The organism is Kocuria sp. GQ42 (assembly GCF_059758435.1).
The window spans coordinates 181,222-196,946 of record NZ_JCAXEN010000002.1 but is presented as its reverse complement, the minus strand read 5'-3'; the positions used below and the strand labels follow the sequence as shown (position 1 = coordinate 196,946).

Sequence of the window (15,725 nt, the reverse complement as noted above, 5' to 3'; positions counted from 1 at the left end):
CTGAGGACAACGTATGCGGACCGGACCCGCCGCGCGAGCAGAAACGGTGAACGGCGCGCAAATTGCCAGCGACCGCCCCGGGCGTGCCCGGCACCGCGCCCGGGGGCGGCGTCCGGGACGACGACGGGCGGGGTCCGGTGGGCTCAGCCGCCGAAGCGCCGCTGCCGCGAGGCGTAGTCGCGCAGCGCCCGCAGGAAGTCGACGCGCCGGAAGTCCGGCCACAGCGCCTCGCAGAAGTAGTACTCGCTGTAGGCGGACTGCCACATGAGGAACCCGGAGAGCCGCTGCTCGCCCGAGGTGCGGATCAGCAGGTCCGGGTCCGGCTGCCCGCGCGTGTAGAGGTGCTGGGAGATGTCCTCCACGGACAGGCTCTGCGCGAGCTTCCGGACGTCCGCGCCGGCGTCGAGGGCATCGGTGAGGACCTCCCGCACGGCGTCCACGATCTCCTGCCGGCCCCCGTAGCCGACCGCGATGTTCAGGTGCGGGCCGGCGTTGCCCGCGGTGCGCTCCGTGAGGTCGGCCAGGCACGCCGCGAGCCGCGGCGGCAGCATCTCGAGGGCGCCGACGGGCTGGACCCGGCAGATGCCCGCCTCGGTGAGCGTGTCCATGAGGTCGGAGATGATCTCGAGCAGGGGCTCCAGCTCAGCGGCCGGGCGCTTGAGGTTCTCGGTCGAGAGGATGTAGAGGGTGACCACCTCGATGTCCAGCTCCCGGCACCAGCCGAGGAACTCGACGATCTTCTGCGCGCCCGCCTTGTGCCCGTCCGCGGTCGAGGCGCCGAACTGCTTGGCCCACCGCCGGTTGCCGTCCACGAGGACGCCGACGTGCTTGGGCAGCCGCCGCGGGTCGAGCTCGGCGGAGAGCCGGCGCTCGTAGAACCGGTAGAGCGGCCGTGGCTTGGGCATCTGTGCTTCCTCCCGGGTTCTCGCGCACGGTGTCGGGGGTCGGGCCGGACGTGGTGGGGGCCACGGTGCCGGGCGTGGTGGTGGTCACGGACCCGGCCGGCTCTCGGCGACGCCTCCTAAACTACCCGGTGGGAGACCGGACGGACTCACGCACAGCACGCCGGGAGGAACATCATGGAGCACACGCACAGCGCCGCCCGCCGGGCCGCCGGCCGCGTCGAGGAGGCGGTCGAGCACGGGATCGAGGGCCTCGTGGAGCGCAAGCCCGCGTGGCGGGGCTGGATCCACGCGAGTTTCACGCCCGTCGTCGTCGCCCTGGGTCTCGTGGCGATCCTGCTGGCGCCCAGCACCGAGCTGCGGATCGCGTGCGCCGTGTACGGCGTGACGGGCATCCTGCTGTTCGGCGTGTCGGCGATCTACCACCGCGCCTACTGGCCCCGGCGGCTGCACATGGTCCTGCGCCGGATGGACCACTCGAACATCGCGCTGCTGATCGCCGGCACCTACACCCCGCTGGCGGTCGCGCTGCTGGACCCGCCGCAGTCCCGGCTGCTGCTGGTCGTGATCTGGTCCTGCGCCGCCGGTCTGGTGCTCTTCCGGCTGCTGTGGACCCTGGCGCCCCGCTGGCTGTACACCCCGCTGTACGTGGTGATGGGCTGCCTGGCCCTGTTCTACCTGCCGCAGTTCTGGCAGACCAGCCCCCCGGCGGCCGCGCTGACCGCCGCCGGCGGCATCGCCTACATCACCGGCGCCGTGGTCTACGGCACCCGGCGGCCGCGCCTGCTCCCCGAGGTGTTCAGCTTCCACGAGGTCTTCCACGCCTTCACGGTGCTGGGCTTCGTGCTGCACTACGTGGCGATCATGCTCGCGATGTTCCGCTGAGCGGCTCCGCCCCGCCCACCCGCTCCCCGGGCTCCGCGGGTCCCGGGGAGCCCGGGGAGCGGGCCCCGGGCTCCGCGGGTCCCGGGGTCGGGCTCTTGCCTCAGCCGCGCGGGTCGGGTCCCTCCGGCTCCTCGGCCCGCGCCACCGGCCTTCCCCCCGCCCGGTCGCCGTCGGCGCCGGTCCTGGCGTCGGCGCCGTCCGTCCCGGCACCGTCGGTCCCGGCGGGGCCGCCGGCCCGCTCCTCCGCGGCGCGGCGCTCGGCGTACTCCGCGCGGTAGCGCAGCCGCCGGTTGCGGCGGTTGAAGTCGCGCACGAGGAAGATGACGGCCACGGCGAGCAGCAGCGTCATGAGGAACCCCAGCATCCCGGGGGTCACCTGGCTCGGGTCCAGGCCGGGGCGCAGCGTGCCCTCGTCGATCGGGTTGGGCGCCATCGCCGGCAGCAGGGCGAGCACGTTCAGCACGGTGGTCATCCGGCGCTCAGCCCACGATCCCGGCGAACAGGTCGTGCTCCGGCAGGTCGGTCGGCACCCGGGACTCCGCCAGGACGTAGTCCTCCCACGGCCACACCTGGGACTGCAGCTCGGCGGAGACGGCGAAGAACATCCCGTCCGGCGCCACCTGGGTCCGGTGGCTGCGCAGCGCCTCGTCCCGCAGCGCGAACGTGTCCGGGCAGCGCACCTTGGTGGTGGTCTCGTGCCGGGGGGCCGGCGGGCGGTGGCCTTCCGGGTCGCTCTCCTGCAGCATCGCGATCCGGGCCGCGTACGGGGACTGCAGGCCGCGCTCCTCGAGGGCCTCGTGCAGGGCCACGAAGCGCTCCAGGTTGAAGGCCCGGTCGTAGTAGAGCTTCTGCGGGGTCCACGGCTCGCCGAGGTCGGGGTACCGCTCGGAGTCGCCGGCGGCGCGGAACGCCTCGACGGAGACGTTGTGCGTCTGGATGTGGTCCGGGTGCGGGTAGCCGCCGTTTTCGTCGTAGGTCAGGATCACGTGCGGGCGGAACCGGCGCACGAGCCGGACCAGGGGCGCGGCGGCGCGCTCGAGCGGCTGCAGGGCGAAGCAGCCCCACGGCAGCGGCGGCAGCGGGTCCCCCTCGGGCAGCCCCGAGTCCATGAAGCCGAGCCAGCGGTGGTCGACGTCCAGCGCGGCGGCCGCCTGCGCCATCTCGTGCCGGCGCAAACCGGTCAGGTCCCGCTCGGCGTGCGGGTGGCCCTCCATCTCGGCGTTGAGGATCGAGCCCCGCTCCCCACCGGTGCACGTGGCCACCATGACCTCGACCCCCTGCCGGACGTAGTGGGCCATGGTCGCGGCGCCCTTGCTCGACTCGTCGTCGGGGTGGGCGTGGACGGCCAGCAGGCGCATCTCTGACAGGGAGGTCACTCGGGAGGTCCTCTCGGGAACGGTCGGGGAGTCGGGGAAGCGGCCGGTGCGGGCACGGGCCGCCGCCCATTTTACGCGTTCGCCGGGCGGTCCTGCGCCCGGGGTGCTCCCAGGGGCCTCGGCTACAGTGGTCGGGCGGTCGCCGGGCCCGGCGACCGCCCCCGCCTGCCCCCGAGACCCGAGGCCGCCGTGTCCACCGACTCCCCAGACCTGCTCCGCGACCGCTACGGAGCCCCCCGCCGCGAGCGCCGGATCGGGACGCGCGGCTGGATCGGTCTCGCCCTGGCGGCCACCCTGGTCACCGCCGTCTTCGTCGTCTGGGTGGTCACGGCGCGGCAGAGCGCCCCCACGTTCAAGGACATCGGCTTCGAGGTGGTCTCGGAGGCGCGGGCCACGGCGGACTTCGAGCTCACCAAGCGTCCCGAGGACGTCGTCACGTGCGCGGTGCAGGCCCTCAACCAGGAGTACGCCGTGGTGGGCTGGTCCGAGGTGACCATCGGGGCCGTGCCCGAGGACCGGCTGGGCGACGGCGGGACGAGCTCCCACCGCGCGGCCGTGCGCACCACCAACCTGGCGACCACCGCGGTCGTGGACTCCTGCTGGCTCAAGGATTGAGCCCCCGGCGGTCGCCCCGCCCGTGTGTCGTCGTCGCCGTCGAGCCTTTGGGCTTGTCCGCCCGCCCCGCCTAGACTGAGTGGCAGGACTCCCCGTCCCCGGCAGCCGGACACCGTCCGAAACGGACGACCCGCACCGGGGCGGGGTCTTTGCGTAGCGGACCCCCGCACCGCCGGCGGCCCCCACGCCGTCGTCCCGGTCCGCCGCGGACCCGCCCGGACCCCGGGAGGACAGCCGCGGCCCGACCGCCCGTTCACCGAGGAGAGATTGTGACCACCACGAACAAGACCGGCGCCTGGCTGACCCAGGAGGCCTACGACCGCCTGAAGAAGGAGCTCGACCACATCTCCGGCCCGTACCGGCACGAGATCGTGGAGCGCATCGACCAGGCGCGCTCGGAGGGCGACCTCAAGGAGAACGGCGGCTACCACGCCGCCCGCGAGGAGCAGAGCAAGAACGAGGGGCGCATCGTCCACCTCAAGAACCTGCTCGAGAACGCCCAGGTCGGCGAGGCCCCTGCCGACGACGGGGTCGTCGAGGCCGGCATGGTCGTCACCGCGGAGATCGCCGGCGAGGCGATGACCTTCCTCATCGGCTCCCGCGAGGTGGCCGAGGACCTGGCCGCCGGCAGCGAGCTGGAGGTCTTCTCCGAGAAGTCCCCGATGGGCTCCGCGATCTCCGGCCACCGGGTCGGGGACGAGCTGTCCTACACCGCTCCCAACGGCAAGGAGATCCCGGTCAAGATCCTGGACGCCAAGCCGTTCAAGGTCTGAGGCTCCCGTGACGACCCACTGGCTGCGCAGCCCCGGCCCCGGCACCAAGGCCCTGATGGTCCTGACGGCGGTGCTCGGGGTCGTGGCCGTGGTGCTGCACTTCGCGGGTCAGGGCGACCCCGCCGCGAGCGCCCCCGGCAGCCTGCGCAACGTCTTCGTCTTCGCGACGTTCGTCAGCGCGTTCGTCACCTACCTCACCGGCCGGCGCCGCACCTGACGCCGCCCCGGACGACACCGGCGCCGGTCCCCGCGGGGACCGGCGCCGGTGTCGTCCGGGGCCGGGATCGGTGCCCGGCGGCGGTCAGTGCACGACGACGGGGTGGTAGCCCTCCGCCTCGAGCGCCCGGAGGATCTGGCGGCAGTGCTCGTGCCCCTTGGTCTCCATGTCGATGGTGATGGACACGTCGCCCAGGCTGAGCGAGCCGCCGATCCGGGTGTGGTCCACGCCGGTGACGTTGGCGTCCTGGACGGCGATGAGCTCGGAGATGCGGGCGAGCTCGCCCGGGCGGTCGGTGAGCATCATCTTGATGGTCATGTACCGTCCGGCGGCGGAGAGCCCCCGCTGGATGACCTTGAGCATGAGCATGGGGTCGACGTTGCCGCCCGAGAGCACCACCACGGTGTTGCCGAGGTCCGGGTACGCGGCCTGCAGGCGCCCGTCCAGGAGGGCCGCGACGCCGACGGCGCCGGCGGGCTCCACCACGAGCTTGTTGCGCTCGAGCAGGAAGATCAGCGCCTGGGCGAGGGAGTCCTCCGAGACCGTCACGACGTCGTCGGTGAGCTCCTTGATGATGCTGAACGGCAGCTGCCCGGGCTTGCCCACGGCGATGCCGTCCGCGATGGTCGAGACCCGGTCGAGGGTCACGAGCGCGTCCCCCGCGAGGGACGGCGGGTAGGCGGCGGCGTTCTCCGCCTGCACGCCGATGAGCCGGATCGGCCGGCCGAGCTGCTCCGCGCGGGCCTTGACCGCCACAGCCATGCCGGCGAGCAGTCCCCCGCCGCCCACCCCGGTGATGACGGTGTCGACGTCGGGCACCTGCTCGAGCACCTCGAGGCCGAGCGTGCCCTGCCCGGCCACGATGTCCGGGTGGTCGAAGGGGTGGACGAACACCGCCCCGGTCGCGGTGGCGTGGCGCTGGGCCTCGGCGAGGGCCTCGTCCACGCTGGTGCCGTGCAGGATCACCTCGGCGCCGTGGTCCTGGGTCGCGGCGATCTTGGGCAGGGCCGCGCCCAGCGGCATGTAGATGCGGGCGGTGATGCCCAGCTTGGCGGCGGCGAGGGCCACCCCCTGCGCGTGGTTGCCGGCGGAGGCCGCCACGACACCGCGGGCCTTCTCCTCGTCGGTGAGCTTGGCCATCCGCACGTAGGCGCCGCGGACCTTGAAGGAGCCCGCGCGCTGCAGGTTCTCGGCCTTGAGGTCGACCTCGGAGCCGATGAGCCGCGAGAGCGCCCGGGAGTGGGTCACCGGGGTCCGGTCGATCACGCCCTCGAGGAGCGCGGCGGCGTCCTGGATGTCGGCGAGACGGACGGGCAGTTCGGCCAGGCTCACGGTGCGTCTTCTTTCCCGGTCGGTGCGTCGGTGCGGGGCCGTGCGGGACCCGCTGGGTCCTGCCACGGTGAGCGCCCGCCGGCGGCGGGCGCGGTCCTCATCCTAGTCGCTGCCCGGTGAGCGCTCCGGCGAGGCGGGGGCACCGGGGCCCGCGCCCTGGGCGACCCCCTGCTCGGCGCTGCGGCCGCGGCCCTGACCCGTGCCGGCGGCGGCCCGGGCGCGGTCGTCCCGGCGGCCGCGCTTGAGCGCGGCCTGCAGCCGTTCCTTCGCGCGGGTCCGGCGGAAGCGCTGGAGCTGGGCCATGACCTGGTCGCGGGTGAGATCGTTCCTGCGCGCGTGCTTCTTGATCTCCCACGGGAAGTAGTACGGCTCCCACGGGATCTCGTCGTCCTCCTTCCACGTCCCGCCCACGAGGTAGCGCACCACCGTGTTGAGGAAGGCCATCACGGGCACCGCGAACAGCGCGCCCGCGATGCCGAAGAGGATGGTGCCGGACGCGACGGCGAGGAAGACCGCGAGGGGGTGCAGGGAGACGGCCCGGCCCATCACGAGCGGCTGCAGGACGTTGGACTCGATCTGCTGCACCAGCAGCACCACGGCGAGCATGGCCAGGGCGGTGCCGAAGCCATTGGCCACGAGGGCGACGAGCACGGCGACCGCGCCGGTGAGCACGGCGCCCACGATCGGGATGAAGGAGCCCAGGAACACGAGGATGCCGATGGGCAGGGCGAGGGGGACGCCGAGCAGCGCCGCGCCGAGCCCGATGCCCACGGCGTCCACGAACGCCACGAAGCCCTGGATGCGGGCGTACTGCACGAGCGAGGTCCAGCCCCGGCGGCCGGCGCCGTTGACGGCCCGCCGCGCGCTGACCGGGAACAGCCGGACGAGGAAGAGCCAGATCCGCTCGCCGTCCATGAGGAAGAACAGCAGGGTGAAGAGCATGATGATGATGCCGGTCAGCACGTTGCCCGCCGTCGAGCCGAAGGACATGGCGCCCGAAAGGATGGCCTCGCTGTTGTCCTGGATCGTGGTGCCGAGGTCGTCGATCCAGTCGTTCACACTGTCGGCGCTGAGGTTCAGCGGCCCGTCCTCGAGCCAGCCCAGCAGCTGCTGGGTGCCGACCACCACGTTCTCGGACAGCTGCGCGAAGCCCAGCACGATCTGCCGGCCGGCGAGCACGAGCAGACCCGTCACGAGGCCGATGAGCACGAGCACCGCCGTGCCCGAGGCCAGGCCCGCCGGCACGTGCTGTCCGCGCAGCCACTTCACCAGCGGGAACAGGAGCCCGGCGAGCAGACCGGCGATGAGCACGGGGATGATGACCACCGTGATCGTCGACAGCATGTACCCGAGCAGCCCCACGGCCGCGAGGATGATGATGAGCCGCCACGACCACGCCGCGGCCACCCGCACCGAGACCGCGACCCCACCCGCGGCGTTGCCGTGCAACGGGGGGAGCTCGGTGCCGGGTCCCGGCCGCAGCGGCCGCTCGGCGTCGTGCGATGTCGAAGGCATGGAGCCATCTTGGCACGGCGGTCCGACCGCCGGGCGCCCCCCGGCCGGGGCCGGGCAACGATTCCGCGGGCCGGTCCGGCACGCGGGGCGCGCGCGGTGGAAGACTGGCGGGATGTCACGCACTTTCCTCCGCGTCCTCGCCCAGCGCCGGCCGGCTCCCGGCCTGACCCCGGACGCCCCGCCGCGGGAGGAGCTGGAGGCCGTGCTCCGCGCCGCCGCCGGGACCGCGGCGGCCGATCCCGGCCTGAGCTGGCGGGTGGCCGTGACCACCCGCCGCTCCGCGCCGGAGCTCGCGGCCGCGCTGGCGGGGCTGACCCGGGTGCCCAACATGTCGGCGCCCTTCCCCCGGCTCAAGGGCAAGCAGCTGCGCCGGCTCGCGGCCTTCCGGGGCGCCCTGAAGTGGGCGAGCACGGGAGGCCTGGGGTGCGCGCTCGTCTTCAGCCCCGACGACACCCTGGGCGTCCCGAGGAAGGAGCAGCTGAACGCGGCGCACGGGGCCCGCCCCCTGCTCGAGGCCGCGTTCTGGGCCGCCGGCTGGGGCACCGTGTGGTCCCACCGGGACGGCGAGGGCGAGGACGCGGTCCGCGCGTTCTACGGGCTGACGGAGGAGGAGAAGCTGCTCGGCTGGCTGTTCGTGGGCCGCCCGCCCCGCGCCGTGGCCGCCGAGCACACGGCCACCCGCCCCACGCCCGGGCCCCGGATCTCGTACCACTGAGCCGCCCACCCGCCCGCGGGTCAGGGCACGACGACGGCCCGGACCCGCGGTGCGCGGGTGCCGGGCCGTCGTGGATGGTGCAGCTGGAGCGGGGACCTAGTTCGAGGTCATCTCCCGGATGATCGCCAGGATGCGCAGGATCTCGACGTAGGTCCAGATCAGCGTGACCGTCAGGCCGAAGGCCGCGGACCAGGCCATCTTCTCGGGGACGCCGACCTCGACACCGCGCTTGATGTTGTCGAAGTCCAGCACGAAGCTGTAGGCCGCGAGCAGGATGGCCACGGCGCCGATGAGCAGGCCCAGCCAGGGGCCGAGCGGGCTGTCCGTGCGGATGTTGAAGCCGAACAGCAGCACCGCGCCCAGGTTGACCAGCGCGAAGACGGCGTAGGCCATGAGCGCGACCATGAAGATCTTGGTGGCGCGCGGGGAGGCCCGGACCTTGCCGGAGCGGAACAGCACGAGCACCGAGACGAACACCGCGATGGTGCCGATGACGGCCTGCACCACGATGCCCGGGTACATGGCCTCGAACATCCCCGAGATGCCGCCCAGGAACATGCCCTGGAACAGGCCGTAGGCGAGGATCAGCGCGGGCGAGGGCTCGCGCTTGAAGGCGTTGACCAGGCCGAGGACGAGACCGACGAGGGCGCCGGGGATGGTGAGGATCGGCATGATCCAGCCGGCGAGCGCGCCGACGACCACGGCGCCGAGCACCGTGGCGGTGCGCATGATGACGTCGTCGTAGGTCATCCGGCCGGTCTGGTTCGTCCCGGCGGCCGGGGCGTTGTACATCGAGTCCAGGCGCTCGGCCGAGTACGGGGCGCCCTGCTGGTAGCCGGACCGTCCGTAGCCGGGCTGCTGCTGGTAGGGGGTTCCGTAGGAGGTCTGTCCGTACTGGTTCCCGTGGGACTGGGCGCTGCCTGCGCCCGGCTTCGAGAGATCGCGGAGAAGCGGGTTACCGCCGGCCATTGAGGGGTCCTTCCGTGGCACTGATGTGCGAGATGTGCGACCAGCGTAGCAAGGCCTGCCTGACGAAAGCATGAGAACTGCTGTGCTTAAGCCGAGGGCGTGGGGGCGGCTCCGCCGGCGCCGGCGCCGGCCCCCAGGAGAGCGGACAGACAGGACTTTGCTGCTGCACACATGCTGGGGAGAACGACCGCTGTCCCGATCCGGAGGCCCTCATGCCCGAGTCCCCCGCCCACTGGGTGCCGCTGGCCGCGATCCCGGTGCTGCTCGCCGTCGGGGCCCTGGCCGTCCTGCACTGGAGCCGCTACCTCGGGGCGATCGGCCGGCTGGAGCGCGCGCGGACCACTCCGGACGCCGCCCCGGCGACCGCCGCCTGGCTCGAGCTCCGCAGCGAGGAGCACTACCGCCGGGCCTACAGGCTCACCTGGGCGGTGGCCGCCGTGCTCACCGTGGGCCTGACCGCCGCCGTCCTCGCGGGCTGAGCGACGGCACGCCCCGTGGTCCCGCTGCCCGGAGCCGTCCTCCTCTACGGCTGCTTCGTCGTCGCCGGGGCGGGCGCCACCGCGCTGTGGAGCCTCGTCCAGGTCGCGCTCGACCTGGCCCCGGCCGCCCGCCGGCAGTCCCGCGGCGCCCGCGCCTCCGCCCGGAGGCACCTGGGCCGCGCGACGTCCGCGACCGCCGTGGCCCTGCTGACCGCGGGCGTCCCCTCGCTGCTGCGCCATCTCGAGTGGCTCGCCGTGCTGGCGCGGACTTCCTGAACCGCCCCGACGGGGCCGTGGGCCGGCGGGGACGTCACACTTCGTGATGAAGCCGTGATCTTGTTTTAGATCTGTTCGCATTGATTTGCATGTGAGAACCTTTTCCGGGATCCCCCCAGCCCCAGGAGTTCGCCCATGCAACGATCCATGCTCGCCCCCACCCTGTCCGCCCTCTCCCTGGCCCTCGTGCTGGCTCCTCTCACGCCCGCGACCGCCGCCCCCGCCGAGAACGCCACCACCCTGTCCGCCCAGCAGGTCAGCGCCGAGGCCCCGCCCGAGATCACCGACCGGATGATCGTCAAGTACCGCACCCCCGTGACCGACGCCGAGTCGGAGCAGGTCGTCGAGGACGCCGCCGCCGAGGCCCACGTCCCGGAGGCCGAGGACACCACCGAGGTCCGGACCACCGGCGACGGCGCGGCCGTCGTCGAGCTGGCCGGCGAGGTCTCGACCGACCAGGCGGAGAAGCTGGCCGAGGAGCTAACCAAGGACCCGGCCGTGGCCTACGCCGAGCCCGACCGGCTCGTCTCGACCGCCCGGATCCCGGGCTCGGACGAGGCGGAGCCGGAGGACATGGGCTCCGTCGCCGCGACCGCCGCGGACCCGGGCGTCCCGTCCCTCTGGGCCCTGACCAACCTGCGCGCCTTCGAGGCGTGGGACACCGCCACCGGCAAGGGCGTGACCGTCGGGGTCGTCGACACCGGCTTCGCCAACCACCCCGACCTGGACTCCCAGACCATCGGCGGCTACGACTTCGTCTCCACGGCCGCCCTCGGCAACGACGGCAACGGCCGGGACGCGGACCCGCGGGACCCGGGCACCTACTCCACGGCCGGCCAGTGCTACGCCGGCTCCGCTGCCACCAACTCCATCTGGCACGGCACGCACGTGGCCGGCACCGTGGCCGCCAAGCGGGACAGCTACGGCACCGTGGGCATCGCCCCCGACGCCACCCTGCTCAACGCCCGGGCCCTGGGCGCGTGCGGCTTCGGCTACGTCTCCGACATGGCCGACGCCGTGCGCTGGCTGGCCGGCGACGCCGTGGCCGGGGCCCCCGCCCCGCGCAAGCGCGCCGACGTGATCAACATGTCCCTGTCCATGGGCGGGTCGTGCCCGGCCACGCTGCAGAACGCCATCAACACCGCCTGGTTCCGGAACATCCCGGTGGCCGTGGCCGCGGGCAACAGCGGCCGCCCGGCGATCGAGTACGCCCCGGGCAACTGCTACAACGTCATCACGGTCGGGGCCATCGGCTCGGACCGGGTGCGGGCCAGCTACTCCAACCACGGCGGCGCCGTGGACATCTACGCCCCGGGCCACCACATCCTCTCCGCGGGCAACACGGGCCGGACCACCCCGGTCGCACCCAACAGCCGCTTCGACTACGGCACGTCGATGGCCACCCCGCACGTGGCCGGGACCCTGGCCCTGCTCAAGCAGAAGAACCCGACGCTGAGCTCCGACCAGTACAAGCAGCTGATCCTCGACTCCGGGGACGCCTGGGACAGCCTCCCCGGGGGCAAGACGCTGAACTCCCACGACGCGCTGTGGATCACGAAGCCCGCCGTCACCGCCGCACCGGCCGCGCCCACCCCGACCTACACCACCAAGGGCGCGATCGGGTCCCTGTACCAGCGGATCAAGAGCCAGACGGGGGCCCCGACCTCCCACGAGCAGGCCGTCGCCGGCGGGGTCCGCCAGAGCTTCGCCAAGGGCACGATCTACTGGTCCTCAGCCACCGGCGCCTACTGGGTGCGGGGCGGCGTCGAGACCGCCTACAAGCGCAACGGCACCGCCTCCGGCGTCCTGCGCTTCCCCCGCTCGGACGAGAAGTCCAACGGCATCGGCGGGGCCTACCAGCTGTTCCAGAACGGGCGGATCCTCTGGTCCTCCCGCACCGGGGCCCACGCCCTGACCGGGGACATCGAGACGGTCTTCGCCGCGGCGGGCAGCGAGAAGGGCGCCCTGGGCTATCCCACCGCGGACCGGCGGAGCAACGGCATCGGCGGATTCTACCAGACCTTCCAGAACGGCCGGATCCTCTGGAGCTCGGCCCACGGCGCCCACCCGATCACCGGCGCCACCAGCGCGGCCTACTCACGGGCCGGCAGCGAGCGAGGGTCGCTGGGCTACCCCACCTCCGGGGCCGTCGCCGACGGACGGGGCGGCACCTCCCAGTCCTTCCAGAAGGGCCGGATCGTCTGGAGCGCCGCCGGCGGGGCGCACGCCCTCAAGGGCTCGATCGGCGCCCAGCACAACCGCTCCGGCGGCACGGCCGGCGCCCTGGGCTACCCCACCACCGACGAGGCGTCCACCGGCACGGGCGGCGCCTACCAGGTGTTCCAGAAGGGCCGGATCTACTGGAGCCCCAGGACCTACGCCCAGGAGACCAAGGGCTCGATCGGCAACGCCTACGTGGCGCTCGGCGGCACGAAGAGCCGCCTGGGCTTCCCCCGGACGGGCGAGATCACCCGCGCCGACCGCTCCGTGGTGCAGTACTACCAGGGCGGTTCCATCACCTGGCGCCCGGGAGGATCCATCCGGATCGACTACCGCTGACCCGGCACCGGTCCCGCCGCGGCCCCGCTCCGTCCCGTCGGAGCGGGGCCGCGGCGCGTCCGGGGCCCTGCTGGGCACCGGTGCTCCGTGGTCTTGGGGTCCACGCGCCGGCCGCCCCACCGGTCCCGCCACCGGCGTCCCCGCAGTAGAGTCACGCCCATGGGGTATCTGCTGTACGAGTGGATGACGGCGCGCCAGGCCGCGGACGCGCTCGACGCGTACCTCGCCGAGCGCGGTCCGGCACTGGAGCGCCTGCGCTCGGAACTGACCGAGCACGGCCTGGAGCCCGACGAGATGCTCGACGGCTCCCTCTACTCCGTGTCCCCGCTGTGGGCCTGGATCAGCGCCCGGGCCTCCGAGCTCGGTGTGGACCCGCGTCCTCTCGCCGAGGACCCCACCCGTCCCGCGTGGCCGAGCTGGGCCCGGCACGGCAAGCTCGTGGACCCGCACCCGCCGGCCGCCACCATCGCGCTGCTGGACGGCTTCGCCTCCTACCTCGGGCAGCTCGTCGGCGACGCGGCGCCGGAGGCGACCTGGCAGGTCGGCGAGCACCTGATCGCCGACCACCCGCTGCTCAACTACCCGGTGCTGGGCTCGGACCACCACCAGGTCTTCCTCCCCGGCATCCCGCTCTACAGCGCCTACCAGTCCGCCCACGGGCGCTCCCCCATGACCGGGACGGAGATGCTCGCCCACATCCGCCGGACCGTGGACGCCCTCCACGGCGAGGGCCCGGAGGCCGCCGCCGTCGAAGAGCCGCTGGTGACGGTGGTCGCCGAGGTCGACTGCTTCGACGTGGGGCTGCGCGAGGACATCCCGACCCTGCACCCGCAGATCGTGGAGCAGCTGATCGACGAGCTGTGCGACCGCGACGGCGTCGAGTCGGTGCACCGGTACGGACCCGCCGCGCTGGTCGTGGACGTCTCCGGCTGGGACGAGCTGCGGCTGAAGCTGTGGTGCACGCTGTGGCTGCAGCGCCACCTGCCGCGCTGAGACACGCCTCCGGGCAGGTGCTCGACCGCCGGGACCGCCCGTTCCCCCTACCGTGGCGGGGTGGACCCGCTGACGCAGCACACCCCGTGGCGGCCGATGCTGCTCATCGGGTTCCTGGTCGCCCGGCTCTTGGTGCTGCTGTTCGTCGGGGCCGGATTCTCCTCGGCCTGGGTGATCGGACCCATCATCGGGACGGCGTTCATCCTGGGTGCTCGGACGGAGTCGGCTCACGCCAGGACGATGGACGCCCTCCGCGGGATGCCGCCGGCGCCGGCCGCCCCCGAATGAGGGGTCAGACCGTCCTGGTTGCTGCGTGGCACGATGCGAGGACCACGACGGCGATCCAGGAGGTCCACCTTGTCGAGACGGGCCAGGCTGCTGACCCTGGACGTCGTCATCCTCATCGCCTGGGTCATCGGGATCCGCCTCATTCTCGGCGAGTGGGACTGGTTCATCACGGGCATCGGCGCCGTGTTCCTGGGGGCCCGGATGGCCTGGGACGCCCGGCCCCGTCGCGACCCGGGGATGGAGGCGTCCCGATGACGCAGGACCGGCGAGGTCGCCGCGGCGGGGTGTTTCCGGCGCATGGTGCGTTGGCTGCCCGTGGTCGGACCATTGACGGTCGCCGTGATCATCCTGTGCTCGTACGAGCAGGCGCTCAGTTCCGGTCGGTGCCGGCCTGCAGATCCGCCGGCGGCCCGGGTACTCCGTCCGGGCACGGCCATGGTGTCCCACCGACCGCGAGCAACCATCCCGGTAGGCTCGTTGCACAGCGCCGCCACCGCCTTCCCCAGGAGCTTCGAGCCGCATGACCCGATGGACCACCGCGGAGAACCTGCACGACCTGGGCTCCGGCACCACCCTGGTGACCGGCCCCGCCGCCAACTGGCTGATCCTGCGCGACGGCAGCAGCTGCACCCTGATCGACTGCGGCTACCCCGGTGACCGCACGCTCGTCGACGCCTCCCTGCGCGCGGCCGGGGTGACCGGCCTGCCCGACGCCGTGGTCATCACCCACGCCCACGCCGACCACATCGGCACCCTGGACCGCTTGGTCGCCGCCGGCGTCCCGGTGCACTGCTCGGCCGCCGAGGTGCCGAACATGACCGGCACCGCCCGCGAGCAGATCGGGCCCAAGGAGTCCCTCCCCCGGGCTGCCCGCTCGTGGAAGTGGCTCACCTGGAGCATCCACGCCATCCGGGTCGGCGGCCTCAAGGACGTCACCGTGGACCCCGAGGCCCTCACTCCTTTCACCCCCGACGCGACCGCCCTGGACGTCCCCGGGAACCCGCGCCCGGTGGCGACCACCGGACACACCTCCGGGCACACCTCCTACCTCATCGGTGACACCGGGGTGCTCGCCTCCGGCGACGCGGTGATCACCGACCACATGGTCGCCGAGAAGCACGGCGTCCCGCAGCTTCTCGCCGACCCGTTCCACCACGATCTGCCGACCGCTTCGCGCGCCGCGGTCCGGCTGCTCTCCGACACGAACTTCGACGTCCTGGCACCGGGCCACGGCCCGCACCTGCGCGTGCCGACCGGCCGGCGTCTGTCGATCCACTAGAGCGCCCGCTCCTCGTGTGCTCGAGGTGGTCCGCTCCGGTCCCGACAGCTTCGACGGCGCCGGCAGATACCGCGGCCTGCGGTCATCCGCTACGAGGGCAGGCTCCCGCTGGTGCCGGGCTCGGGGACGCCGCGTTGCTTGCGCACCCTGGACGCGCGGTACTCGTCCCTGGCCATCCTGAAGGTGTACCAGCCGATGAGCCCCCCGATCCCGGTGAGGAACAAGGCGCTCCACATCGGCGGCTCGCCCTGCGCCACGGGGGCGAAGAGCAGCACCCAGGAGAAGACGAAGCCGATCCAGAGCACCGTCGTCACGATGCCCATGCCCCACCAGGTGCTGACCTGCACATGGCCGCGGCCCGGGGTGAACCCGATCTCGTCACCGGCGTAGCTGTGCAGCGCGCCGGTGGCCGTCGTGCGGAGCACCCGCTTCTCACCTCTCGCCAGCGCCTGCTGGTGCTCTGCCCGGGTGACGTCATCACGCCGCTGGCGGTCCTGCATCATGGCCTGTCCTCGCTGATGGATGGGAAGAACGGTGGGGCGCGCCAGCGCA

The 15,725-nt window shown here is 73.0% G+C and carries 19 protein-coding genes; 12 read left to right on the top strand and 7 right to left on the bottom strand.

Annotation, left to right across the window (positions count from 1 at the left end):
* Positions 1-143 precede the first annotated feature (143 nt).
* On the bottom strand, positions 144-905 hold the full coding sequence (locus tag AC6CH6_RS06465) for an isoprenyl transferase (protein WP_498254489.1): 762 nt from the start codon (positions 903-905) through the stop codon (positions 144-146).
* A 174-nt stretch (positions 906-1,079) separates the two neighbouring features.
* Here AC6CH6_RS06465 and trhA point away from each other — a divergent pair, with 174 nt between their 5' ends.
* Positions 1,080-1,787, top strand: a complete 708-nt coding sequence (trhA, locus tag AC6CH6_RS06460; protein ID WP_498254488.1) for a PAQR family membrane homeostasis protein TrhA — start codon at positions 1,080-1,082, stop codon at positions 1,785-1,787.
* A 100-nt stretch (positions 1,788-1,887) separates the two neighbouring features.
* On the opposite strand, the gene AC6CH6_RS06455 is transcribed toward trhA, so the two are convergent.
* Together AC6CH6_RS06455 and mca are read right to left on the bottom strand one after the other, a co-directional pair.
* A complete protein-coding gene (locus AC6CH6_RS06455) occupies positions 1,888-2,259 on the bottom strand; it encodes a hypothetical protein (protein ID WP_498254487.1) in 372 nt (123 codons plus the stop codon).
* 7 nt (positions 2,260-2,266) lie between these two features.
* Complete coding sequence (mca, locus tag AC6CH6_RS06450; protein WP_498254709.1) at positions 2,267-3,145, bottom strand: mycothiol conjugate amidase Mca; 879 nt, start codon at positions 3,143-3,145, stop codon at positions 2,267-2,269.
* A gap of 207 nt (positions 3,146-3,352) precedes the next feature.
* On the opposite strand from mca, the gene AC6CH6_RS06445 reads away from it, so the two are divergent.
* From AC6CH6_RS06445 to AC6CH6_RS06435, 3 genes are all read left to right on the top strand, one after another.
* Positions 3,353-3,778 (top strand): DUF4307 domain-containing protein, encoded by a 426-nt coding sequence (locus AC6CH6_RS06445; RefSeq protein ID WP_498254486.1) that lies wholly within the window; start codon positions 3,353-3,355, stop codon positions 3,776-3,778.
* A 269-nt stretch (positions 3,779-4,047) separates the two neighbouring features.
* Positions 4,048-4,551: a transcription elongation factor GreA gene (gene greA, locus AC6CH6_RS06440; RefSeq protein ID WP_017832416.1), complete on the top strand. Its 504-nt coding sequence runs from the start codon at positions 4,048-4,050 to the stop codon at positions 4,549-4,551.
* Positions 4,552-4,558: 7 nt separating this feature from the next.
* Positions 4,559-4,768, top strand: a complete 210-nt coding sequence (locus AC6CH6_RS06435) for a hypothetical protein (protein ID WP_017832417.1) — start codon at positions 4,559-4,561, stop codon at positions 4,766-4,768.
* 84 nt (positions 4,769-4,852) lie between these two features.
* Here AC6CH6_RS06435 and ilvA read toward each other — a convergent pair whose 3' ends face one another.
* Positions 4,853-6,100 (bottom strand): threonine ammonia-lyase, encoded by a 1,248-nt coding sequence (gene ilvA / locus AC6CH6_RS06430; protein WP_133411519.1) that lies wholly within the window; start codon positions 6,098-6,100, stop codon positions 4,853-4,855.
* A 102-nt stretch (positions 6,101-6,202) separates the two neighbouring features.
* Positions 6,203-7,615, bottom strand: a complete 1,413-nt coding sequence (locus AC6CH6_RS06425) for an AI-2E family transporter (RefSeq protein WP_498254485.1) — start codon at positions 7,613-7,615, stop codon at positions 6,203-6,205.
* Between the two features lie 112 nt (positions 7,616-7,727).
* Between AC6CH6_RS06425 and AC6CH6_RS06420 the strand changes: the two genes are divergently transcribed.
* Positions 7,728-8,330 (top strand): nitroreductase family protein, encoded by a 603-nt coding sequence (locus tag AC6CH6_RS06420; RefSeq protein WP_498254484.1) that lies wholly within the window; start codon positions 7,728-7,730, stop codon positions 8,328-8,330.
* A 96-nt stretch (positions 8,331-8,426) separates the two neighbouring features.
* On the opposite strand, the gene AC6CH6_RS06415 is transcribed toward AC6CH6_RS06420, so the two are convergent.
* Entirely contained in the window at positions 8,427-9,299 is an 873-nt protein-coding gene (locus AC6CH6_RS06415; RefSeq protein ID WP_133411522.1) for a Bax inhibitor-1/YccA family protein, read from the bottom strand.
* 212 nt (positions 9,300-9,511) lie between these two features.
* Here AC6CH6_RS06415 and AC6CH6_RS06410 point away from each other — a divergent pair, with 212 nt between their 5' ends.
* The 7 genes from AC6CH6_RS06410 (at position 9,512) to AC6CH6_RS06380 (ending at position 15,173) form a co-directional block, all read left to right on the top strand.
* On the top strand, positions 9,512-9,778 hold the full coding sequence (locus AC6CH6_RS06410; protein WP_498254483.1) for a hypothetical protein: 267 nt from the start codon (positions 9,512-9,514) through the stop codon (positions 9,776-9,778).
* 15 nt (positions 9,779-9,793) lie between these two features.
* A complete protein-coding gene (locus tag AC6CH6_RS06405; protein ID WP_498254482.1) occupies positions 9,794-10,054 on the top strand; it encodes a hypothetical protein in 261 nt (86 codons plus the stop codon).
* Positions 10,055-10,189: 135 nt separating this feature from the next.
* Positions 10,190-12,613, top strand: coding sequence for a S8 family serine peptidase (locus tag AC6CH6_RS06400; protein ID WP_498254481.1), 2,424 nt, complete (start codon positions 10,190-10,192; stop codon positions 12,611-12,613).
* Between the two features lie 159 nt (positions 12,614-12,772).
* A complete protein-coding gene (locus AC6CH6_RS06395) occupies positions 12,773-13,606 on the top strand; it encodes a hypothetical protein (protein ID WP_498254480.1) in 834 nt (277 codons plus the stop codon).
* A gap of 60 nt (positions 13,607-13,666) precedes the next feature.
* On the top strand, positions 13,667-13,894 hold the full coding sequence (locus AC6CH6_RS06390; protein WP_498254479.1) for a hypothetical protein: 228 nt from the start codon (positions 13,667-13,669) through the stop codon (positions 13,892-13,894).
* A gap of 69 nt (positions 13,895-13,963) precedes the next feature.
* Entirely contained in the window at positions 13,964-14,149 is a 186-nt protein-coding gene (locus tag AC6CH6_RS06385; protein ID WP_336650223.1) for a hypothetical protein, read from the top strand.
* Positions 14,150-14,414: 265 nt separating this feature from the next.
* Complete coding sequence (locus tag AC6CH6_RS06380; RefSeq protein WP_498254478.1) at positions 14,415-15,173, top strand: MBL fold metallo-hydrolase; 759 nt, start codon at positions 14,415-14,417, stop codon at positions 15,171-15,173.
* Between the two features lie 89 nt (positions 15,174-15,262).
* Here AC6CH6_RS06380 and AC6CH6_RS06375 read toward each other — a convergent pair whose 3' ends face one another.
* Positions 15,263-15,676: a hypothetical protein gene (locus AC6CH6_RS06375; protein WP_498254477.1), complete on the bottom strand. Its 414-nt coding sequence runs from the start codon at positions 15,674-15,676 to the stop codon at positions 15,263-15,265.
* Positions 15,677-15,725: the final 49 nt, after the last annotated feature.

What these genes read in the sequence shown, in the direction of transcription:
- AC6CH6_RS06465 (WP_498254489.1), bottom strand. Translation starts at nt 905, where the DNA reads ATGCCCAAGCCACGGCCGCTCTACCGGTTCTACGAGCGCCGGCTCTCC.
- trhA (WP_498254488.1), top strand. Translation starts at nt 1,080, where the DNA reads ATGGAGCACACGCACAGCGCCGCCCGCCGGGCCGCCGGCCGCGTCGAG.
- AC6CH6_RS06455 (WP_498254487.1), bottom strand. Translation starts at nt 2,259, where the DNA reads ATGACCACCGTGCTGAACGTGCTCGCCCTGCTGCCGGCGATGGCGCCC.
- mca (WP_498254709.1), bottom strand. Translation starts at nt 3,145, where the DNA reads ATGCGCCTGCTGGCCGTCCACGCCCACCCCGACGACGAGTCGAGCAAG.
- AC6CH6_RS06425 (WP_498254485.1), bottom strand. Translation starts at nt 7,615, where the DNA reads ATGCCTTCGACATCGCACGACGCCGAGCGGCCGCTGCGGCCGGGACCC.
- AC6CH6_RS06420 (WP_498254484.1), top strand. Translation starts at nt 7,728, where the DNA reads ATGTCACGCACTTTCCTCCGCGTCCTCGCCCAGCGCCGGCCGGCTCCC.
- AC6CH6_RS06415 (WP_133411522.1), bottom strand. Translation starts at nt 9,299, where the DNA reads ATGGCCGGCGGTAACCCGCTTCTCCGCGATCTCTCGAAGCCGGGCGCA.
- AC6CH6_RS06410 (WP_498254483.1), top strand. Translation starts at nt 9,512, where the DNA reads ATGCCCGAGTCCCCCGCCCACTGGGTGCCGCTGGCCGCGATCCCGGTG.
- AC6CH6_RS06400 (WP_498254481.1), top strand. Translation starts at nt 10,190, where the DNA reads ATGCAACGATCCATGCTCGCCCCCACCCTGTCCGCCCTCTCCCTGGCC.
- AC6CH6_RS06395 (WP_498254480.1), top strand. Translation starts at nt 12,773, where the DNA reads ATGGGGTATCTGCTGTACGAGTGGATGACGGCGCGCCAGGCCGCGGAC.
- AC6CH6_RS06380 (WP_498254478.1), top strand. Translation starts at nt 14,415, where the DNA reads ATGACCCGATGGACCACCGCGGAGAACCTGCACGACCTGGGCTCCGGC.
- AC6CH6_RS06375 (WP_498254477.1), bottom strand. Translation starts at nt 15,676, where the DNA reads ATGATGCAGGACCGCCAGCGGCGTGATGACGTCACCCGGGCAGAGCAC.